Source organism: Rummeliibacillus sp. POC4, from assembly GCF_003576525.1.
GTDB lineage: Bacteria > Bacillota > Bacilli > Bacillales_A > Planococcaceae > Rummeliibacillus.
This window is the reverse complement of sequence record NZ_QWUA01000058.1, coordinates 1-19,340: the sequence shown is the minus strand read 5'-3', so window position 1 is coordinate 19,340 and position 19,340 is coordinate 1. Positions and strand designations below refer to the sequence as shown.

The window sequence follows — 19,340 nt, the reverse complement described above, 5'->3', positions numbered from 1 at the left end:
CACACAATGGATGCAAGACCGATTAAAACAAACACATATAATTCAAGTCGTGCAAAAATTTCAGATGGAAAGAGTGTCTTGGTACAAGTGCCAGAAAACACAACAATTGAGGCACAAATGTTTTATGAACTGGAAGGTTTTTTTGGAGCGGCAACTGAATCAGTTACAACTGGTGAAGGTCAAACAGCTGAAGTTGTTTTAACGATTGAACAGGCGGAGTATGAATCAGACCAGATTATGACCACTAAGCAATTTGACGTCGGTGCACCATTATATTTTAAAGACGGAAAATTTACTCCAGATGCATCAACAGGAGTAGAACCAGATGTAACCTCACATCGATTAGTAGGACGTGTAACACAATCTAAAGACGCAAATAATGTGATTTTGTTCATTTTAGGGCCACAGGTATAGGAGGAGATAATATATGAGAATTCATACATTCGAAACTGAAAAAGAACAACGACGTAAAGGGACCATTGAAAAAGAGGTTCCTTTTATTTTTAACGGAAAACCGGAGGCTGTAACGAAGAAAATTGTAAACGGTGAGATGGAAACATACGATTTATCAAGCCCTATTGGTGAAATGATGACAAGTGAAAGCGCCCGAAAAGAACTTATTCAAAAGGTAGTCCTTGATGTCGAACTCGGACGGGAAGAAGTCCCAACATTATACCAACCAATTTATGAAACGATTGCGGATGCTAACTTCCCGAAAGAATTCGAAGCAAAATGGGCTCAACATGGTACAGTCGTATTCTTTGAACATTTAGAAGGCCAAGAAGTTAAATTCGGTAGTTTGGCAGCCGAAAGTGGTCCTATTGCACGAATTAAAGGATATGCTGCGGGATTTGAATATACAAAAGAATTAGAAATGTTCAACCAAACATTTAATTTTGAAATGCTAAATCGTGCGTTTGGCGAAGCACATAATGCAATTTTAAATCATATGCACTTGGCGCCGATTATCCAATTTAGCTATAAAGCGGCCAATAAAACAGCTGCTGTTTATACGGATCCAGAAGGTAAAACATTGTCTGATGCTACAGGTGCCCACTACCTTCTATCATTGCGAGAAACACTTCGTGCTGGTATTAAAGCAACTCGAACTGCCAAACGTCCTGGTGCAGTGCTTCTAGCAAATTCGGCAAACCAAGAGGACATTCAAGATGCTTTAAGCTCTATGACGATCCAAGGAACGCCTTATGGTGCTACTGCAGGTATTTCGGATATCATTTATTACGATGGATGGGATACGACGGTTTCTAGAAAAAATTATTCTTATCCTGGTGTACCAGAAGGAAAAGTATACTTAATTCGTCCAAAACGTGGTTTTAAAGAATTAGTTAAGCAAGGCTTACAAATCAATTCAACAATGGGCGATTTATCACGTTTGGTTGAAGCTCAAATTGTTGGTGACTTTTGGCGCGGTGTATTTGCAGCTGTTGAAGAAAATGTTCAAGAAATTACATTACCTGGTAAATAGGGGTGATATAAATGCTTGTTACACAAGCGATTATAAAAAAAGTGAGACGTCACTTAAATGAGCCAGACGAAACTCGTTTTACCGATGATGATATAACCGACTTATTAGATGATTACCCATCAATCAATAAAGCCATTTCCGTTGGTTGGACCATGAAAGCTGGTAAACTACAACAAGAAATGGGAAACATTGAGGAATATAGTACTGGAAATGAGCGCTATAAATATCAAAGCCTAACAAATTTACTTAATGCTGCACTCAAAATGGCGGATAAGTATGAAGAGTTATATCAAGAAGAACAGAATTCTGATTCTAGTAGTTTAATCTTGAAATTCAATACGCCGGATGTGATGTAATGAATATTGTTGATTTACGTCGTAACAGCGCGATATTTAACATTAATCAGAATCCTACCGAGATCATGATACATCGCACTGAAAAGAAAAAAATGGGTGGCTACGTCGATGAGATTGAACAAGATGTTGGCCCTTTTGTTGTGCGTATTTTTGTTGCAAATTCAAGCTCACCACAAAAGGTAACTACTTTAGCTGGTGAAAAACAGGTAGACCGCTATTTTGGTTTATTAGCAGATCATCAAGCGGATATACAAGCAGGTACGACTGTTAAAGATGAATTTACAGTTAATAACATGAAATTCCTCGTCAAAGCTGTTTATCCGCAAATAGCAGATAACCAAATAGTAAGCTACCAGGTAGAGTTAGAGAGGGTGAATTAATATGTCACTCGGAGATAGAACAAAGGAACATATCGAGCGCAAAGTAGCAGGTTTATATGCCTTAGCACAAAATATTGGCGAAAATCTAGAACAAACCGCTAAAAGCGGTGCTACTTGGACGGATCGTACAGGTAATACCAGACGAGCCATACATGGAGGGGCTGATAAATCAAATCGTGGAGCGACGATTTATTTAGCGCACGGTTCAAAAGTTGGTTGGTATATGGAAGAAGGTACCGGCGTACATGGACCTAAAGGACGGCCTATAACCGCTAAAAACGGAGGGCTTTTACGATTTACTGTTGGAGGTAAAACGATATTTGTTAAATCTGTAAAAGGGATGAAAGCTCAACCTATTGTTCAGCCTACAGTTAAGGCAGCATTACCAGATATTAAACGACAGGTGCGTAAATATTGGGGGAGTACGTAATGAGAGATGAACTAAGGGAAATTCTCATCGCTAATGTCCATACGGTAAAAGGAGAGGTATGGGAACCTTCCGCTGCAGGCCCAGACTTGCCAAAACCTCACCTAGTTTTACGGGAAGGTAATCAGAATGCTGGTGAAGCATACGCGTCTTTTGCGACTGTATATGAGGTTTGGCCATATGTTAAACGCACAACATTTCAGCACGTAGACGAACTTTCCAAAGAAGTCATTAGTGCGCTAAATAAGAAGAGGTTCGATGTGAAAGGTGTCCCACACTATATCGAATATATTGGCACTGCAAGTGAGGACATCGTGGATGAGGAATGGGATGCCCTAACTAGAGGGCTTCGTTTTCAAGTTTATTCGTTGGCTTGGCTAGTTCATTCGACAGTCAAACCAGATCCAGTAGCAGCAATGCAAAATTGGTCAGCAATTAAATTCACAGAATTGCAAACTGACCCTGCCGTATGGTCTCCTACAGATGAAAAACCTGCAGCTTATTGGAGACAAGTGAAAATAAATAGTACACAACCTATGAATTGGGGAGCATGGATATCAGCGCAATTGAATTGTCACATCATATCACCAGATGTATCCATACGACGCGTATACACCGAAAAAATAGTACGACAGCTTGCATTGGATTTAAGAACATACATGAGTGACAACTCTCTGATGAGGTTTACTGCAGTATCTGCAGATAGTGGATTAAATCCATTTTTAGACGGGCAAGTACAGTTGACTGTGCAATTTGGCATTCTTAAAGACAAGGTTCCAAAAACATTATTAAAGAATGCATATTTCGATGAAGAAAGAGGTGGCAAAGTTAATGTCTGAAAGAAAGGTTTCGAAAGAAACAACTTTACCAGAAAAACTGGCAGTTGAATCAGTATATAATCGTGAAGAAATCCAAGCGTCTGCAACATCTTTTGGGGAACGCCCAGAGGTAGTAGCAGGCGCTTTATATTTGCTCGAAGGCGACATGTTTACACGTCGTCAAGTTGAAAGTGCTATAAAAAAATTTAAAACCAGGGAGGTTAAATAATGCTTGGTGCAATGTTTAAATTAGGTGAATTAAAACCACGTCCAGGTATTTATGTGCGTTGGTACAATGCAGGCGGATATGCTCGTTACGCTCGCCCACTTGGTGTGGGTGCACAAGTTATTCAAAGTGATTGGGGACCGGTGAATAAAGTTATCACGCTTAACCCGGCAAGTGATATTAAATCAACAATCGGGACTGGTAAAGGTGCAGAAGCAGTCACAGAAATATTTGCTGGCGGCGCATCGTATGTCCATGTTGTACGTGCTGGTAACGGTGGTACAGTGGGCTCGTTGCAATTAGAGACAACGGATGCAAAAGGCATTAATTTAACGACCAAATATCCAACTTCTAGAGAATTTTCTGTTACCTTGCGTGACGCTTTAGATCCTGCCAAAAAAGAATTCTTAGTAATTGAAGGTGGCCGGCAGTTAGAGTCAATTACTTTTGCAAAAGGCGGGGATGAAGTTGCAGCGTTAAAAGAGGCACTTGGAAAAGATATTTACTTCAATATGTTAACTGAAGCAACTGGAGAAATCACAAATGCAGTAAATGTCGCGGCAATAGGTGGTACTAATCCAACAGCAACCGGCGAAGATTATACAAATGCAATGCGCCTCACAGAATCTAAATTCTTTGATTCTATTGGTGTTGATACAGAGGACCCAGTAGTACACGCAGCAGTGCACGCTTTTGTTCGCCGTAAACTCCAAGAGGGATTCAGAATAACGACATTCTTGGGAGCTAATAAAAATGATGATTTTGAAACAAAAGTTCAGCGTGCAAAGGGATTCAACGATTTTGCGGTAGCTTATATAGGCAATGGTTTTTTAAATAGCGTCGGTGAAGAAGTGCTTGGTTCGCGAGCAGCAGCACGAGTGATGGGTATGTTCATCTCAGGTTCATATAAATCGAGCTTAACCAAGAAAACAATCGATGGCGCATTAAGTATCGTAGGCGAGTTGGCTCCGGACCAATATGATACAGCGGCAACAAGTGGTTTACTGGTATTTTCTCTTAATTCTGATGAAATACCGCAAATTGATTACGGTATTAATACTTTGGTCTCAATCGGCTCAGATGAAGATGAGGGTTGGAAAAAGCTTCGCCGAGTACGTACTCGTTACGAATTGATTGATCGCATTGTAGTTAAATTTGATAAGGCTATGAGTAATGAAATAGATAACGGACCAGATGGCCAACAATCACTTATTACTTTGGCCAATGGAGAAATTGGTCAAATGATTCGTGAGGGCGGTTTAGCAAGTGGCGCAATGATACTGGATCCAGACAATGCACCAGAAGGAGATTCTGCTTGGTTTAAATTCGATAACTTAGTCGATCTCGATGGCCTTGAAAAAGCTTACTTATCATTTGGTTTCCAATATTAATCAATAGGAGGGCAAAAATATGGATGGCAGATATATATTCCGAAAATGTATTCCGGACGGCTCCATTGATGTTGCCAATGTGCAACCAGGAGAGTTATTAAGTCGTGAATGGAGTTTCCGCGTGAACGTACCAACTGAACTTCAAGAAGAATTGGATTCCGGTGAATTCGATCCACGAAACATCTTACATGGTGTAGATGGTGAGTTATATGACGAAGATGGGAACTTTCTAGCCGAAGTTAACACATGGCAAGCTCAAATGAATTTTAATACATCCGATTACCAACCAGCCGGTGAATTCATTGTTTGGGGTATTACAACAGGATATTCCTTCAATTTAACGTTTACGGAAACAGTAGTACGAGACAAATTGTTAGTGAAGATTTTGAACGGGTTTAAAAAAGGCGAACGTATTCCGGATTTAAATTTTACAGGTGTATTACGCTCACATCAAAAAGACTAATTGGAGGGTTTTAAATGTCAGAAAATCAACTAAATAATGAAGAATTATTAGCTATCGAGGGCTCTGTCCTCGATGGTTTACTTGCTGCATATGAGGATCAACAAGATGAAACAGTTACTATCGAGATTGCACGAAAAGGAAAAGTTTTCTTTTCATTCGACATACACGGATTAACTGAAAAACAATATAACGATTTACAAGACCAAGCTACTAAATTCCGAAAGGCTAAAAATTTAGGTGGCGTTAAGGTAGCGGAAGAAACAGATGTTACGCGATTCCGTTCGCTTCTTATTTATCATGCAACAGTTGAGAAAGATCGTGTCAAGCTTTGGAATAACAAAGAGGCATGGAATAAATTGAACGTCGTAAATGGCCCAGATTTGATTGATAAGGTCCTTTTAGCTGGAGAGAAAAAAGCCATTATCGATAAAATCGATGATATTAGTGGATTTTCAGATGATACAGAAATTATAAAAAACTCATTAAAGCAGGAGGGAGATTAACACTCCTGCATGAGATTTTTCAGCGTACTGGCAGGCTGCCAGATGAAATAATGGGTAAACCTGAAGGCGTTCAAAAATTTGCCTTATTATCCATGCAAACGAAGCTCGAAGCTGAATATGAAGAAAGAATGGCCATTAAAAGAGAACAAGATCGCTTAAGGAATCAGAGGAGGTGAACTGAATGGAAAAGGAAGTTTATCGTATTGAGATACCAATCGAAACCATTGACGAATATTCGGACGGCTTAAAAAAGGCTGAAAAAGATGTAGAAGGCTTTGAAAAAACTCTTAAAAGGGCTGAAAGAAATTTAGAGGAATGGGGAAAGTCATCTAAGATTGCTTCAAATGGAATTGAAGATGTCGGAAGGTCAACTCAAAAAGCCATTGGTCATGTAACGAAATTCCAGGGAGCAATGGAAAAACAAAAATCGAGGTTAAACAAGTTGTCCTCTTCAAAATGGGATATTACTGTTCGCGCTGTTGATAGAGCTTCTAAAGTAATTTCTGGTATCAGTTCATTTACTCAGCGAGTAGCCGGTAGAAGCTACAGTTTTACGATTCGTGCGATTGACATGGCCTCGAAAACAGTTAGATTTTTACATCAAAGTTTAACGAGTATTCCAGCTATGGTGACGGTAGCCCTTTCAGTTGTTGGCGCAAAAAGCTTCTTAGACGCCACCGTAGGAGCGGCAGCACAAATGGAATTGGCTCAAGTTCAAGTAACGAGTCTATTTGGCAAAAATCAAAAAGCCGCTAATAAATTCTTTGACTTTTTAAATAAGGCTGGCGCAGACTCCATGTTTAGCCAGGAAGATTTCTTTGGTTCTGGACGCGCATTTGTTCCTTTAACCAAAAACTTAAAAGAATTGAAATATGCAGTTGGTATTACTGAAAGATTGGCGGCATCTAATCCGCTTGAAGGTATGGAAGGTGCATCATTCGCTATTCGCGAAGCATTATCTGGTGACTTAATTAGTTTAGCTGAACGTTTCAATTTGCCTAAGACAATGCTTGCTTCTATTAAAACAGCGCCGACAATGCAAAGAAAATTAGAAGCGTTAGATAAGGTTCTTGGCAAAATGGGGTACTCCCAAAATTACTTAAATCGAGTAAATGATACTGGTTATGTCCGTTGGCAGAAACTAATTGATACAACGAAATTAAAATTTACTGAAATGGGTAAATCGGGATTGCAAGCGGCAAAGCCATTAATTGCTGACCTAAATAAAATGGTAGAAGGTAAAGGCTTTAAAGAATTTGGTAACACCATGAGTCAAGGGATTACTTGGGGTATAAAAAAGATTCGAACTGGATTCGGTGAGGTTAACGATTATTTTAGTAATCCTCAATTCAAAAAGCTATCTTTCGAAGGAAAACTTAATTTTATCATGGATGATGTAGGCGGTTCAGTCAGCAAATGGTGGTCTTCAAAAGGCAAACCCACATTAGACCAATGGTGGACATCGACCGGAAAGCCTTGGGCAGAAAAAACAGGACTTTCTATTGGCGAAGCAATTTTTAAAGGCATCGTTACAGGTATAAAAGAAGGAATGTCAACTATCGGTGGTATGTGGGGGGATGTCGGTTCATCAATAAAGAAAAATGGGATTTTTTCAAAAGAAACCAGCGGTGCTATTGGCGGTGCTGGTATTGCTAGTCTTGGGGCATTAGCTCTTGGATCAATGGCCCTATCTCCATTATTAAAAGGCGGCGGTATGCTAGTTAATACTGGAAAATGGGCTTACAATAAAACGTTAGGACGAGGCAAAGGCGGTGCGCCTAGCGCGCCTGTTGTGACAACGGTAAAAGAAACAAAACCATCGGCTCCTGCAAAAAAGCCGGTTATTGTAGACCAATATGGAAATCCAATATCATCTAAACCGGTACCTAAACAACAGACAGTTCCAAAAGCTCAACCGGTTCCAAAAGCTCCGCCTCCATCTAAAGGATGGACAAGTTATTTAAATCCAAAGAACTGGAAGTTGCCTAAAATGCCAAAACTCTCAAAAATGCCGAAGCTAGGAGGAGCGGGATCACTACTAAAAAAAGTACCTATTGTTGGTGGTTTGTTAGGGATTACAGCATTAGCTGGTTCTACGAAGGACACTTTAGCAGGCAATATAGGGTCTTTAGGCGGAGGTATTGCAGGAGCTAAGCTTGGTGCGATGGGTGGTGCAGCGTTAGGTTCAGTTGTCCCCGGTGTAGGAACGGCTATAGGTGGAGTCGCTGGTGGACTTTTGGGCGGTATTGGAGGTGCTATTGGTGGAGAAAAAGTCATGAATTGGCTTTTCGGTCCTAAAAAGGCTGAAGCCTCAACTACTTCTTCGTCCACTCAAACTAATTCACTGCCCCAAGGAGCAACGCCTATTCCGCAAGGAGCAACACCTATCGATTCCTCTGCTAGCGCAGGAGCTATGGTCAATGAGTCGATGATGGCGTTGGCACAGCAAACTCAATTAGCAACTACTAATATGAGTACTTTAACTAGTTATATCGGGCAAGCATCAGGATGGGTCGTTGGGGGATTCTCAGCTCTGCAAACTTCTGGTGCAGCGATAAATAGCAATATGGCTATTCTATTATCTTATTTAGGACAAGCGAGCGGATGGGTTGTCGGTGCCTTTAATGGTATGCAATCGGCTGGTGCTATGCTAACAAATAATATGAATATCTTATCTTCATATGTTGCACAAGCATCAGGATGGGTCGTTGGAGGATTTTATAGTTTGCAAGGTACCGGAAACTTGATTGCGACAAATGCTAATATCCTTACTTCTTACCTTGGGATGGCGAGTGGATGGGTTGTGGCTGGTTTTAGCCCTGTTCAATCAGCTGGTGCAAGAGTGAGTGGTAACGCATCTATTTTAGCTTCCTATTTAGGCCAAGCAAGTGGATGGGTAGTTAGTTTAAACGGTATACAATCTGGCGCAGCAGCAGTTAAATCAGCATTAAGTGGTCTGGCCGGTCGAATTAATAGTGTAAGTGTTCCGAGCATTCCAAGTGTGTCGGCACCAAATGTCCCTAAGCATGCAAACGGTGGACTGATTAGTCAACCTCATTTAGGTTTGGTTGGTGAAGCTGGTCCGGAAATGATTATCCCTTTATCAAGTGGTAGACGTAATCGAGCAATGGATCTTTACCAAAAAACTGGTCAAATGTTAGGCGTTCGACCATATGCAAATGGCGGTCTTGTAGGTGGAGAACCTCTCGTTCCGGCGATGGATATGCCTGTTAGTACACCGAGTGGTGCAGTTTCAGGCATCACTATCAGTGCCCCGATATTGTTAACTGTAGACGGTTCCGGCGGCTTCGATGCAGAAGCAATTACGAGTGAAATTCTTGATTTATTCGGTATGGAAGTCGTTAAGCAATTAAATGATGCACTTTCTAATTTAGCTACTTAGGAATGGGGCGATAGAATTTGAAATTTGTATTAATTGACGCTACAACAAAGAAGAAACTTATTTTTCCGATTGCGCCAGAAACTTTAAAAGTTCAAATCGGAACTAAAACACAAACGTTTGATTCCATTAATTTAGGCGATATTGAATTGCCTCGTGGACGAGTACCTATTAAGTTTTCAATGAGTGGTCTACTACCTGGTCCAAATCAAAATGTACCGAAACGATATTCAGATTTAGACCCTGAAGATATCGTGAAACAAATTAGAAAATGGTCAGAAGAAAAAAGAGCTAGCGGAAAAAAATTGCGTTTTCTTGTCACGGGCACAAACTGGAATATACCTGTTTCAATTTCGACATTTAACCCAGAATTATCAGGAGGGTTAGGGGATGTAAATTATACATTAGAGCTTACTGAATACAGAGATTTTACTGTGAAAGAAATAAAATCCCAATCCTCTGGCAAAAAGAAAGTACGTGAGACGAAACCTAAACCAAAATCGTATACCATAAAACCTGGTGATAATTTGTGGAATATTGCTCGAAAATACACAGGAAAAGGGATTAAATGGACTGAAATGTGGTCTTTAAATAAAGGTAAAAGCAAGAGTAAAAATCCTAATCTAATTTATCCAGGAGAAAAATTCACAATTCCATCTGGGTGGTTATCATGATTGATTTAACGAAAGTAGATTATCGCGTCATATTATTACCACCAAGCGGCAATAAACTTGATGTTACAGACTTGATACTGTCTGCGACTCATGAAGAAATGAAAGATGAAATGGCGGCACGCCTTAAATTAACTTTTAAAGATATCAAACGTGATGGTGCTTGGGTGCATAATCATGTTTTTTTATCTAAAAGACTTGTGTTGCAAGCGACTGATGGAGATGGGTGGAAGGAAATATTTCGTGGTTCCATTTATAGTTGGGAATCCGTTTCTGAAAATCGTACAGTGAACATCACGGCTTACGATCCGTTATATGCAACGATGCAATCAGAAGAACATTACTATTTTACAAAAGGTATGACAGCGTCAAGTAGTATCAAGCAAATAGCAAGTGAAACAGGAATTCCGTTAGGTGATATTAGTGGTCCGAATGTAGCACTGGCTAAAAAGATTTATAAAGGGAAAATTGGTGAAACCATTGCAAAGCGATTAGAAGAATCCAAAGAAAAAGGCGCTGGTAATTTTATTACACTCTCAACAAAAGGAAAGCTAGAAGTCGTCAAGGAAGGTTCTAATAAAATTGTTTATGAATTGCTAAAAGATACGCTTGAAAGTAGCTCGGATAAACGAACAATCGAGAGTTTGGTTACGAAAGTAAAGATTTACGGTAACGAATCGAAGAAGACAAGACCAAAAGTTGAAACAACAGTAACGGGCAAAACAGAATTTGGGACACTTCAAAAGATATTGTTTAAATCCAGTTTCGAAAATATGGGCGATGCGAAAAATGCTGCAAATGATTTGTTGAAAGAAAACGGTAAACCAGTGGTGACAATGCCTGTTGTCCATCCCGATATTCCATGGTTACGAAAAGGGGACAAAATTAAGATAGCAGCTGGTACGGTCAGCGCTAAGAATAAGAAAGGTGAACAGATTACTATTGACTGCATAGTTGAAAGTGTATCAAGGGATTTAAAGTCAAGAAAAATGACATTGAAAATTAAAAAGGTGTGATGATATGACTAATTATTCATTTCGTAAATGATTTAGCTCGTGCAATAAAAGGGACATCTAAAAAAGAAACGAACGCTGCCATTCAGTTTCCAGTATTCGGAACATTGGATAGTAAATTAGATTTACTGCTTGACGGATTTAGTAGAACCATACCAAAAGATGATTATCACGTATGGGAGCAGGCGGAATCATCTCTAATACCAGGCAGCAGAGTACTATGTATTCCAATTGAGGATGGACATACGTACGTTGTTATGGGGAAGGTGAAGTAATATGGCAGAAGTGTTATATCCAACTTTTGATGAGCCGGATTTAGTTGCTGACGAAGAAATCGAAACGCTTAGTGATATATATGCTCGTAAATTTGATCATGAAGGGAAAAAAACAATTGTTACCGGTTCTGGCAGAACCATAAACGGTACAGCAATTGATGCTTATCGGTTTTGGGTCATTAAATGTTTACTCACAGAAAGGTATCAATGTGCAGCATATAGTACCGACTTTGGCATAGAATTCGAAGCAATCATGGAGGCTGACTATGACAGAGATATCGCAGAAAGCGAAATCAAACGTAGCATTACAGAAGCACTTTTGGTGGATGAACGCACTGTTGATGTTCTAGACTTTACTTTCGAATGGGAAGGAGATTCCTGTCATATCACTTTCATTGTAGAAAGTATATACAGCATTGATGTTGTTGAAGTCGATAGAGGAGGCGAGCTAAGTGGCAGAATTCGTGCTGCCTGATTTTTTACAAGAATCAGAGGAAGAAATTCATAAAAGAATGATTGATATGGCCCCTCCAAATTATGAAACGTCGGAGGGGTCTTTATATTGGGATCATACAGCGCCCACTGCAATGGTAAGGTCTCGGTTGGTTGAATACGAGCTTACACTAACTTTAATGATGATGTTTCCACAATTTGCGAGTGGACCATTTTTGGACTATCATGGCGAACCGATTGGCGTTATTCGACGACCTGCAGCTTTTGCTGTAGGGAACGTGACTCTAAGAGGCAAACCCGGTACTCCAATAGAGGCAGGTTCTGTTGTATCTACAATTGGTGATGAAAATGAGGCTGGATTGCTTTTTAAAATTACTGAGAATGGAACTGTACCCGAAGAAGGCATTATTTCGTTACGAGTAATGGCGCTTGAGGCGGGAGCTATTAGTAATGTGCCAGCTGGTACCATACAAGGAATCGTTAATTCTATCCCAGGTATAACATCTATTACAAACGAGGAACCGTTAAAAGATGGAACAGATGTGGAAGATGATGAAACTTATCGACAACGGATTATTGAACACCATCAGAATAAACCATTAAGTGGCGCAAGAAGCGATTATGTTAAATGGGCTAAGGAAGTTTCAGGTGTTGGCGATGTCATTGTTTTGCCGTTATGGAATGGCCCTAAAACAGTAAAAGTGTTGATTACAAACAGTGAACGAGAGTTAGCGTCAGAGGAATTGATTGCAGCGGTACAAGAACATATTGCACCGGATGAAGATAAAGGCGGTGGTCGTGCTCCAATCGGCGCAATCGTTACCGTTGATACAATTACACTAATTCCTATCGATATTCAGTTTACTCTCGAAATAGAAACTGGCTATCAAATGGCTGACGTAATCGAGAACATCAAATCTTCCGTAAATTCATACTTCTCTGATTTACCACTTGTGAAATGGGCAGAAGTGATTGCAACTATCGTCAATACTACAGGCGTATCGGATTGTAGCGATGTATTACTAAATGATTCAACAAAAAATATCATTTTACAAATAGGGGAAAGAGCAGTTGTAGGTGAGGTGACGGCTTTATGAGTATGAAAATCACTACGAAAACAGGGAAAGAAATGCTCGAGTCCGTTACACCAATCTATAATAATGATGATTATGCCTTGTCCATTTTTGAAGCTAACGGAAAAATAATGGATGAAATATCAGTTATCATAAAACAAACAATCGACCAGGCATTTCCGCAAAAAGCATCCTGGTCCTTAAACTATTGGGAAGAAAAATTAGGCATAAAAAACATGGCTAATAGGATGGATAAAGAACGTATTCAGCAAGTGCTTTATGAACTGAATAAATACTTCTCTATTTCGCGTTACCGTATGGAAATGATTGTGAACAACTTCGTAGATAAGAAAAATGCAACCGTTGAAGAAGAAGGTGAAGAATATGCATTTCGTATTATCATTCCTGTTGACAGCAAAATTGGCATCGGTCTACGTCAAGCCATCGAGGATGTCAAACCAGCACATCTTTTACCAATCTTCGAACGAGTAATCGAAGCTGGATCCATAGTTGTGACGGGAGGTACTTATCACTACCCAGTCTACTACCCAGAAACCGGCGAGTTTTCTGGTGAAAAGAACTTTTCACAGTTTGACACAGGAATCATTGAAAATAAAGATGATTCATATATTTTCGAAGTTGAATACCCGGTGTCAGAAAAGATGGTATCTATCATCGAATGTAAATCTACAAGTCTTACAGACAGCGGATACTCGTATGCAAAGAATTATCCAGAAACGGGCGAAATGACCACATTAAATAAGCTAGCTAGTACGCAAGAATCGTCTATTTCTATCAATCAAGAAAATTATTGCTATAGAGTTATTTGCCCTGTATGTGGCGAAATTGAAACGGGAGGAGAATGGTAAATGAATGATTTCACTTATAAAATAAATGAATTTTACGCAGAAGAATCGCGTCGTTTAATCGCATCCATCGCTAAAAAAGCGTTTATTACGATTAATGGCGCAGAATACGAATACCCGATTACTAATACGGTCATCCGTGATGGTTTTTTAAAGCATTACATCGAAATCGAAGACGAGCCTGCCGGAAACATCGAAAAAGCTGTTTTAGTAAACGAAAATGGTATTCCATTGGTAACAGGTACGGGAATCATTGAAAAAGGTGACGATGGCTGGCAAATCGCATTTAAAATGTTTGTCAAAGTACAAGAAGAAGGAGCTGAGTAAGAATGGCAGATGTGATTGAATTAAAAGACTTGCTTGATGAAAAGTATGATCATATACCAACCGTTTGGCATGATAAAGTAGTTGATCCGGAAGGCGATAATTCGCATCCAGGGGTAAAATTTACAGCAAAGCGTGGTAACAATTTAGAAACTGGTATCGATAAAGCACATGATCGATTGAATAATATTGTTGACTATATTGGAGAATCAGATCGTATGCAAAAGAATTTGCGATTTGAATTTTTATTGTTAAAAGCTTCAGTTACAAGTGGTTTAACATCAAATATTTTCGTAGATAATTTTGAGGCATTAGACGGAATTACTCTTGCTGCAGGAGCACATGACCAAGGGCTACAACGAATTTACTTACCATAGATAATGTAATTGTTAGGAGATAATATTAGTGTTACAATCAAGCGATTTAGTCATATATAAAAAAGCAGAAGAATTACTTAATAATGTTTATCCAGTTCTTATTAATTTTCCAAAATCAGAAAAATTCGCATTATCACAGGAAATTAAGCAGGCATTTTATGCACTATTAAGAAATATTTTACTTGCTAATAATATACGCCATAAAAGACGTATGTATCAGGAGGAGGTAGATGCTTATTTAAAGCTCTTACTCATCCTTTTTAATTTGGCTAAAAAGCAAAAATACATCACCCAGAAAAAGAATTATCAAATACAACAGAAATTAAGTGAAATTGGTCGCATTTTGGGTGGTTGGATGAAATCAACTAAATAAAGAATAGGGTTACGGCTACATGGCTCGAATCGCGCTATTCGTGGCAACAATTCGGCGCGCAACTGGAACAACAATACGTCGTCTAATCGCAATACGAATATCGGGTTCCGCCCCGCCCTGTTAGAAACATTATGTTCAATACGTTTACGGATGTATTGACATGGCTTTGAAATAACTTCAAGGGAGCCGTAATCCTTCGTCTATGACGTAAACACATGAATAGTCATAGCGCCGACCAGAAAGGAGCCGTTATGGCGAAAATAATTCAATATGATGATTTATATGAGAAAATAATAGCTTTTGGAAATCTTGAATATTCCTATCATCAAGTGGTAAAAGGGGAACGCAAGTTCAGAAAAGATGCTGTACTTTTCTCAATATTAGAAGATGTTAATCTAGTTAGGCTTTGGGATGAATTAAAAACTGGACAATATCGAGTTAGCGAGTATATTCGTTTCAAAGTTTACGAACCAAAAGAACGTTGGGTATCAGCACCACGTGTACGTGATAAAATCGTACAATTTGCAACACACAATATCATTAAAAATGTCTATGCAAATGTCTTTATTTCCGATTCTTATGCGTGTTTAGAAGAACGAGGTACACATGCAGCTGTTGATGCTGTGCAAAGAGACATGAGAATAGCTGAAAGAGAATACGAAGAACCGTGGATTGTGAAATTTGATGTCAGTAAATTCTTTTATTCTATTGATAGAGAAATTCTTAAACGCATTCTTCGAAAGAAAATCAAATGTAAGAAAACCTTATGGCTGTTGGATTTAATTATCAATAGTAGTCCAGAAGGAAAATGTGGCATTCCATTAGGAAATGTGACTTCTCAGGATTTTGCAAACATTTACTTAAATGAGCTAGATCAATACATCAAACGATATCTAGGCATTCGTTATTACGTGAGATACATGGATGATGTAGTAGCTGTTGTAGATGGAAAAGAAAAGGCACAGAAGTTATTACAAAAAATGAAGTCATTTGTCTCTGATAAATTAAACATCACAGCAAATCCTAAAAAGTCGCAAATATTTCCTTTAAAACAAGGTGTGAATGCATACGGTTATAAAATTTGGACAACACATCGATTAGTTAGAAATCAATCGAAGAAGGCTATGAAAAGACGGATAAAAGGCATGGATAAAAAGTTAAAAAGCGGTGAAATAGAGTTACGAAACGTGCAGCAAGCAGTTAATAGCTGGCTAGGCCATGCACGCCATAGTAACTCTTTTAATTTGGCCAAAAAGATTTTTGAACCATATCCATATATAAAAATTGAAGGAGCTGAACGATTTGGCAACAGGTGATTTAATTAAATTAGGTACGCTATATCTCGGCGGAGCAAAAAAAGCGAGACCAACTAATCCAATAAATGGTGGGGACATACCTGCCTTTTCTGCCGGTCAAGTGATCGAAATTCGTGATACAGACACATCTGATGCATATAAATTGCAATGGCGTGAAATCAATGATGGAGGAAAAAAATATTTAGTTGCAGACCGTGCAATTATCCAGTCTATCTCCTGGGATGATTTAAATGCACAATCATTGATTTTTGGTAAAACAATTACAGTTGACGGACAACAATACAAAATTCGTTCGTTAACTGGTGGTAGTAACTATCGTGGTACTGATGCTTATTCTGGTGGTTCGCCTACTAGCAACGAATGGGATCGCTGGATTGTAAATGAGGCAGGTCTTGTAGGCTTACCAACTCCTACTGCGACGGAATTAACGAATAATTCAGCAAATCGAAACGGGACACATAACCAATTTTGGAATTGGTATAACATGTATTCATGGGCGCAAGAAACTTATACAGCTAATGGCTCTTACCGCGCTGTTCGTGGCTACATTTCGGCGCGCTACAGGGGCTACATTGCGTCGTCTAGTCGCGGTACGGATATCGGGTTCCGCCCCGTCCTTGAAGTTCTGAATTCTTCTCCTCTGATCTCAGGCGATGTACAGAACTTAGGAAATAAAACAGGTCCGTTCAACGTAAATTATCAAGTCTCTGACCCAGAAGGCGATGTAGTAAATGTTGTAGAAAAGTTAAATGGAACGGTTTTAAATACAAAAAACGGAATCACTCAAAATACAACGCAAACCATCAGTATCACAAGTAATCAATGGGCAAGTATTCCTTTGAATGTCACTTCAACGATTACAGTTGAAGCAACTGACGCAAAAGGCGCTAAATCAACTCGAGAATATACATTTACAAAAACAAATGCAGTTCCGACAGCAACGATTGTCGAACCAAAAGGGGATTTGGCAAATCTATCAATTGTTGATAAATTATCGCCTATTTTAGTTCATTCATTTTCTGACACAGATAGTGGTGATTCCCAATCCGCATATCAATATATTATTGAAGATACAAACGGTAATATAATCAAAGATTCTGGCAAAATAACGTCAACTCAATCATTTTATCAAGTACCAGACAATCTATTAACTTGGGGCACACGATATAAATTTAAAGTACGCGTTTGGGATAAATATGATGTCCCATCTGAGTATACAAATTATGAGTTCTTTTTACCGAACCGTGCGCCAAATATCACAGATTTGCAACCTGGTACAAATGATGCCGAAAATCCAGCTGGTACAGGTGTTGCACCTGAATTCACGTGGACATTCGAAGATTTAGATTTAGAATCACAAATGGCGTACCAATTAAAAATATTTAATACATCAGATGTTCTAGTTTATGATTCTTCAAAAGTTTATAAAAACGTCAATAAACATCAAGTAACCAATGGTGTATTAACAGACGGCGTTATTTATTACGCAACATTAACTGTTTGGGATCCAAACGGATTATCAAAAACGAGCGATAAAGCGTATATCCGAACGAATGCAACACCAAGCACACCGATTTTAACAGGACCAATCGACAATTATCGAACTGTTTTGAAACCAACATTTAGTGCAATTATCGGTACTGATCCAGAAGATAATGGTCAACACTTTGCTATTCAAATTTGTGAAGACTCTAAATTTGAAATGGACGTATTAACTTTTAGAAGTGACCAAAACCGTTCTGGATGGAAAGTAAATGGTTACGATATTCCGGTAGAAGGCATATTCAATATCCAGCAAGGACAAGCAGTAACGTACGATTTGCAAGTCGATTTGAATATGAATAAAACGTACTACTGGAGAATGGCTGCCATTGATGCTAGTACAACTGCTGTTGGTGTTTATTCAGCAGCTAGAAAAATCCGAGCAGGCAACAAGTTAGAATTTACTCTCGCGACGCCAATCAATACAAATGCCATTGCAGCACGTCGAATTTTATTTGCGGCCGATTATATATTGCCTGTTGATGGTGCAAATAAAGCGTCAATTAAAGTGGAATTCTCAAATAACGCACTAGATGTTGCCCCGGTTTGGGAAGATGCCACAGCAGAATTTTTAGCGATGGATTATTACAACTTCGCAAATTCTGAAAAGACTGCAGAACAATTTGCAATCAACATACGCGTAACAGTTACTGCAAATGATTCATTGTTACCAATTTCAATCGACGCAATTGGTCTAACATTCGACTAATAAAAAGGGAGGAAAAATAGATGAAACCAATCACAAGAACGCCTTTACAAGAAATTCGTGCACAAGAAGAATTAACAAAAGCAAAAGAAACCCAGCTGCAAAGCTTGGGTTTTTTACTTGCTCAAGAAAAAATTAAAAATATAGAAAAAGACGCTAAACTGGAACAATTAGGACAAGAATTAGCAGATTTAAAAATAGAAGTCATGGCTTTGAAAGGAGGTGTTGACTAATGAGCAACTATACTTTTTGGACAAATGCATATAAATGGGGTTGGGTAACCGCTGAATTACTTAAAGGTGCAGTAAAAACCAAATCAAATCCATTCGGCGAAATTTCGCTGGAAGAATATAAAACGATTACTGGCATTGATTTTGAACAAGCGTAGGAAGTGTAAAAATTGAGTAACGTGAAATTAGAATTAATCGAAACCATCCGTAAACAGGATGAATTGATTAATCAACAAGCCGAAACAATCATGAGCCTTGTAAATGAGACAGTAGAGCAAGAAAGTATCATTAATGAGCTCATGAAAAGTGAATTGAATTAGTGAAAAGTAAAAATTTCTTATTAAGGAGCTTATCAGAATAGCTCTTTAATTTTGAAGAAAAGTAGGTGTAGCCAATGGATGTAAAAACAGCAAGTGAAATAGCAACAAGCCAAGCAGTATGGGCGATTTTATGTGTGTTATTGACGATTTATGTAATGAGACGTTCTGAACAGCGAGAAAATAAACTCATGGCTCATTTAGAACGTTCAAACGAATCCCAAGCAAAAACGGCGACTGCGCTAGAGGGGATAAATAGAAGTTTATCATCATTAGAAACTCGTGTGGATCGCATTGAAAAATTTACGGAAAAGGATGATTAAAATGACAACAGAAAAATTAAAACAATATATC

The 19,340-nt window shown here is 38.8% G+C and carries 25 protein-coding genes; all 25 read left to right on the top strand.

Annotated elements, in window-relative coordinates; translation table 11 throughout:
• Positions 1-6: 6 nt before the first annotated feature.
• The 25 genes from D1606_RS14120 (at position 7) to D1606_RS14000 (ending at position 19,309) form a co-directional block, all read left to right on the top strand.
• Positions 7-414 carry a capsid cement protein gene (locus D1606_RS14120; RefSeq protein WP_119416665.1) on the top strand — a complete coding sequence of 136 codons (408 nt, stop codon included), beginning with the start codon at positions 7-9 and terminating at the stop codon, positions 412-414.
• Positions 415-427: 13 nt separating this feature from the next.
• The gene (locus tag D1606_RS14115; RefSeq protein WP_119416664.1) at positions 428-1,486 is read left to right on the top strand and encodes a phage major capsid protein; all 1,059 of its coding nucleotides are present in this window, start codon (positions 428-430) and stop codon (positions 1,484-1,486) included.
• Between the two features lie 11 nt (positions 1,487-1,497).
• Positions 1,498-1,842 carry a hypothetical protein gene (locus D1606_RS14110; RefSeq protein WP_119416663.1) on the top strand — a complete coding sequence of 115 codons (345 nt, stop codon included), beginning with the start codon at positions 1,498-1,500 and terminating at the stop codon, positions 1,840-1,842.
• Positions 1,842-2,222, top strand: a complete 381-nt coding sequence (locus D1606_RS14105) for a hypothetical protein (RefSeq protein WP_119416662.1) — start codon at positions 1,842-1,844, stop codon at positions 2,220-2,222. Before D1606_RS14110 ends, D1606_RS14105 begins: the two co-directional genes overlap by 1 nt.
• Position 2,223: 1 nt before the next feature.
• Positions 2,224-2,652 carry a hypothetical protein gene (locus D1606_RS14100; RefSeq protein ID WP_119416661.1) on the top strand — a complete coding sequence of 143 codons (429 nt, stop codon included), beginning with the start codon at positions 2,224-2,226 and terminating at the stop codon, positions 2,650-2,652.
• On the top strand, positions 2,652-3,488 hold the full coding sequence (locus D1606_RS14095; protein ID WP_119416660.1) for a hypothetical protein: 837 nt from the start codon (positions 2,652-2,654) through the stop codon (positions 3,486-3,488). Before D1606_RS14100 ends, D1606_RS14095 begins: the two co-directional genes overlap by 1 nt.
• Complete coding sequence (locus D1606_RS14090) at positions 3,481-3,696, top strand: YqzN/YkzM domain-containing protein (protein ID WP_119416659.1); 216 nt, start codon at positions 3,481-3,483, stop codon at positions 3,694-3,696. Before D1606_RS14095 ends, D1606_RS14090 begins: the two co-directional genes overlap by 8 nt.
• Complete coding sequence (locus tag D1606_RS14085; RefSeq protein ID WP_119416658.1) at positions 3,696-5,084, top strand: phage tail sheath subtilisin-like domain-containing protein; 1,389 nt, start codon at positions 3,696-3,698, stop codon at positions 5,082-5,084. The genes D1606_RS14090 and D1606_RS14085 overlap by 1 nt, the downstream gene beginning before the upstream one ends.
• Before the next feature lie 19 nt (positions 5,085-5,103).
• Positions 5,104-5,547 (top strand): endoglucanase, encoded by a 444-nt coding sequence (locus D1606_RS14080; protein ID WP_119416657.1) that lies wholly within the window; start codon positions 5,104-5,106, stop codon positions 5,545-5,547.
• A gap of 14 nt (positions 5,548-5,561) precedes the next feature.
• Positions 5,562-6,050: a phage tail assembly chaperone gene (locus D1606_RS14075; RefSeq protein ID WP_119416656.1), complete on the top strand. Its 489-nt coding sequence runs from the start codon at positions 5,562-5,564 to the stop codon at positions 6,048-6,050.
• Positions 6,051-6,231: 181 nt separating this feature from the next.
• Complete coding sequence (locus D1606_RS14070) at positions 6,232-9,453, top strand: hypothetical protein (RefSeq protein WP_119416655.1); 3,222 nt, start codon at positions 6,232-6,234, stop codon at positions 9,451-9,453.
• A gap of 17 nt (positions 9,454-9,470) precedes the next feature.
• Positions 9,471-10,124 (top strand): LysM peptidoglycan-binding domain-containing protein, encoded by a 654-nt coding sequence (locus D1606_RS14065; RefSeq protein WP_119416654.1) that lies wholly within the window; start codon positions 9,471-9,473, stop codon positions 10,122-10,124.
• Positions 10,121-11,137: an XkdQ/YqbQ family protein gene (locus D1606_RS14060; RefSeq protein WP_119416653.1), complete on the top strand. Its 1,017-nt coding sequence runs from the start codon at positions 10,121-10,123 to the stop codon at positions 11,135-11,137. The genes D1606_RS14065 and D1606_RS14060 overlap by 4 nt, the downstream gene beginning before the upstream one ends.
• A gap of 273 nt (positions 11,138-11,410) precedes the next feature.
• Complete coding sequence (locus D1606_RS14050; protein ID WP_119416651.1) at positions 11,411-11,884, top strand: DUF2634 domain-containing protein; 474 nt, start codon at positions 11,411-11,413, stop codon at positions 11,882-11,884.
• Entirely contained in the window at positions 11,862-12,959 is a 1,098-nt protein-coding gene (locus D1606_RS14045) for a baseplate J/gp47 family protein (RefSeq protein WP_119416650.1), read from the top strand. Before D1606_RS14050 ends, D1606_RS14045 begins: the two co-directional genes overlap by 23 nt.
• Positions 12,956-13,804 (top strand): putative phage tail protein, encoded by an 849-nt coding sequence (locus tag D1606_RS14040; RefSeq protein WP_119416649.1) that lies wholly within the window; start codon positions 12,956-12,958, stop codon positions 13,802-13,804. The genes D1606_RS14045 and D1606_RS14040 overlap by 4 nt, the downstream gene beginning before the upstream one ends.
• Positions 13,805-14,128 carry a hypothetical protein gene (locus D1606_RS14035; protein WP_119416648.1) on the top strand — a complete coding sequence of 108 codons (324 nt, stop codon included), beginning with the start codon at positions 13,805-13,807 and terminating at the stop codon, positions 14,126-14,128.
• A gap of 2 nt (positions 14,129-14,130) precedes the next feature.
• Positions 14,131-14,502 carry a hypothetical protein gene (locus tag D1606_RS14030; RefSeq protein WP_119416647.1) on the top strand — a complete coding sequence of 124 codons (372 nt, stop codon included), beginning with the start codon at positions 14,131-14,133 and terminating at the stop codon, positions 14,500-14,502.
• 28 nt (positions 14,503-14,530) lie between these two features.
• Positions 14,531-14,875 carry a diversity-generating retroelement protein Avd gene (avd, locus tag D1606_RS14025; protein WP_233548118.1) on the top strand — a complete coding sequence of 115 codons (345 nt, stop codon included), beginning with the start codon at positions 14,531-14,533 and terminating at the stop codon, positions 14,873-14,875.
• A gap of 251 nt (positions 14,876-15,126) precedes the next feature.
• Positions 15,127-16,191 carry a reverse transcriptase domain-containing protein gene (locus D1606_RS14020; RefSeq protein WP_119416645.1) on the top strand — a complete coding sequence of 355 codons (1,065 nt, stop codon included), beginning with the start codon at positions 15,127-15,129 and terminating at the stop codon, positions 16,189-16,191.
• Positions 16,178-18,442 carry a glycoside hydrolase family 78 protein gene (locus D1606_RS14015; protein ID WP_119416644.1) on the top strand — a complete coding sequence of 755 codons (2,265 nt, stop codon included), beginning with the start codon at positions 16,178-16,180 and terminating at the stop codon, positions 18,440-18,442. Before D1606_RS14020 ends, D1606_RS14015 begins: the two co-directional genes overlap by 14 nt.
• A 20-nt stretch (positions 18,443-18,462) precedes the next feature.
• A complete protein-coding gene (locus tag D1606_RS14010) occupies positions 18,463-18,672 on the top strand; it encodes a D-alanyl-D-alanine carboxypeptidase (RefSeq protein ID WP_119416643.1) in 210 nt (69 codons plus the stop codon).
• Positions 18,672-18,827, top strand: coding sequence for an XkdX family protein (locus tag D1606_RS14005; RefSeq protein ID WP_119416642.1), 156 nt, complete (start codon positions 18,672-18,674; stop codon positions 18,825-18,827). Before D1606_RS14010 ends, D1606_RS14005 begins: the two co-directional genes overlap by 1 nt.
• 12 nt (positions 18,828-18,839) lie before the next feature.
• Positions 18,840-18,989: a hypothetical protein gene (locus D1606_RS18810; protein WP_158582389.1), complete on the top strand. Its 150-nt coding sequence runs from the start codon at positions 18,840-18,842 to the stop codon at positions 18,987-18,989.
• A 74-nt stretch (positions 18,990-19,063) separates the two neighbouring features.
• Positions 19,064-19,309: a BhlA/UviB family holin-like peptide gene (locus D1606_RS14000; RefSeq protein WP_119416641.1), complete on the top strand. Its 246-nt coding sequence runs from the start codon at positions 19,064-19,066 to the stop codon at positions 19,307-19,309.
• Positions 19,310-19,340: the final 31 nt, after the last annotated feature.

Excerpts from the sequence above, each read along its gene's own strand:
- D1606_RS14000 (WP_119416641.1), top strand. The coding sequence starts at position 19,064 with ATGGATGTAAAAACAGCAAGTGAAATAGCAACAAGCCAAGCAGTATGG.
- D1606_RS14050 (WP_119416651.1), top strand. The coding sequence starts at position 11,411 with ATGGCAGAAGTGTTATATCCAACTTTTGATGAGCCGGATTTAGTTGCT.
- D1606_RS14090 (WP_119416659.1), top strand. The coding sequence starts at position 3,481 with ATGTCTGAAAGAAAGGTTTCGAAAGAAACAACTTTACCAGAAAAACTG.
- D1606_RS14020 (WP_119416645.1), top strand. The coding sequence starts at position 15,127 with ATGGCGAAAATAATTCAATATGATGATTTATATGAGAAAATAATAGCT.
- D1606_RS14030 (WP_119416647.1), top strand. The coding sequence starts at position 14,131 with ATGGCAGATGTGATTGAATTAAAAGACTTGCTTGATGAAAAGTATGAT.
- D1606_RS14100 (WP_119416661.1), top strand. The coding sequence starts at position 2,224 with ATGTCACTCGGAGATAGAACAAAGGAACATATCGAGCGCAAAGTAGCA.
- D1606_RS14085 (WP_119416658.1), top strand. The coding sequence starts at position 3,696 with ATGCTTGGTGCAATGTTTAAATTAGGTGAATTAAAACCACGTCCAGGT.
- D1606_RS14115 (WP_119416664.1), top strand. The coding sequence starts at position 428 with ATGAGAATTCATACATTCGAAACTGAAAAAGAACAACGACGTAAAGGG.
- D1606_RS14035 (WP_119416648.1), top strand. The coding sequence starts at position 13,805 with ATGAATGATTTCACTTATAAAATAAATGAATTTTACGCAGAAGAATCG.
- D1606_RS14060 (WP_119416653.1), top strand. The coding sequence starts at position 10,121 with ATGATTGATTTAACGAAAGTAGATTATCGCGTCATATTATTACCACCA.
- D1606_RS14005 (WP_119416642.1), top strand. The coding sequence starts at position 18,672 with ATGAGCAACTATACTTTTTGGACAAATGCATATAAATGGGGTTGGGTA.
- D1606_RS14105 (WP_119416662.1), top strand. The coding sequence starts at position 1,842 with ATGAATATTGTTGATTTACGTCGTAACAGCGCGATATTTAACATTAAT.
- D1606_RS14075 (WP_119416656.1), top strand. The coding sequence starts at position 5,562 with ATGTCAGAAAATCAACTAAATAATGAAGAATTATTAGCTATCGAGGGC.
- D1606_RS14120 (WP_119416665.1), top strand. The coding sequence starts at position 7 with ATGGATGCAAGACCGATTAAAACAAACACATATAATTCAAGTCGTGCA.
- D1606_RS14070 (WP_119416655.1), top strand. The coding sequence starts at position 6,232 with ATGGAAAAGGAAGTTTATCGTATTGAGATACCAATCGAAACCATTGAC.
- D1606_RS14110 (WP_119416663.1), top strand. The coding sequence starts at position 1,498 with ATGCTTGTTACACAAGCGATTATAAAAAAAGTGAGACGTCACTTAAAT.
- D1606_RS14040 (WP_119416649.1), top strand. The coding sequence starts at position 12,956 with ATGAGTATGAAAATCACTACGAAAACAGGGAAAGAAATGCTCGAGTCC.
- D1606_RS14095 (WP_119416660.1), top strand. The coding sequence starts at position 2,652 with ATGAGAGATGAACTAAGGGAAATTCTCATCGCTAATGTCCATACGGTA.
- D1606_RS14080 (WP_119416657.1), top strand. The coding sequence starts at position 5,104 with ATGGATGGCAGATATATATTCCGAAAATGTATTCCGGACGGCTCCATT.
- D1606_RS14010 (WP_119416643.1), top strand. The coding sequence starts at position 18,463 with ATGAAACCAATCACAAGAACGCCTTTACAAGAAATTCGTGCACAAGAA.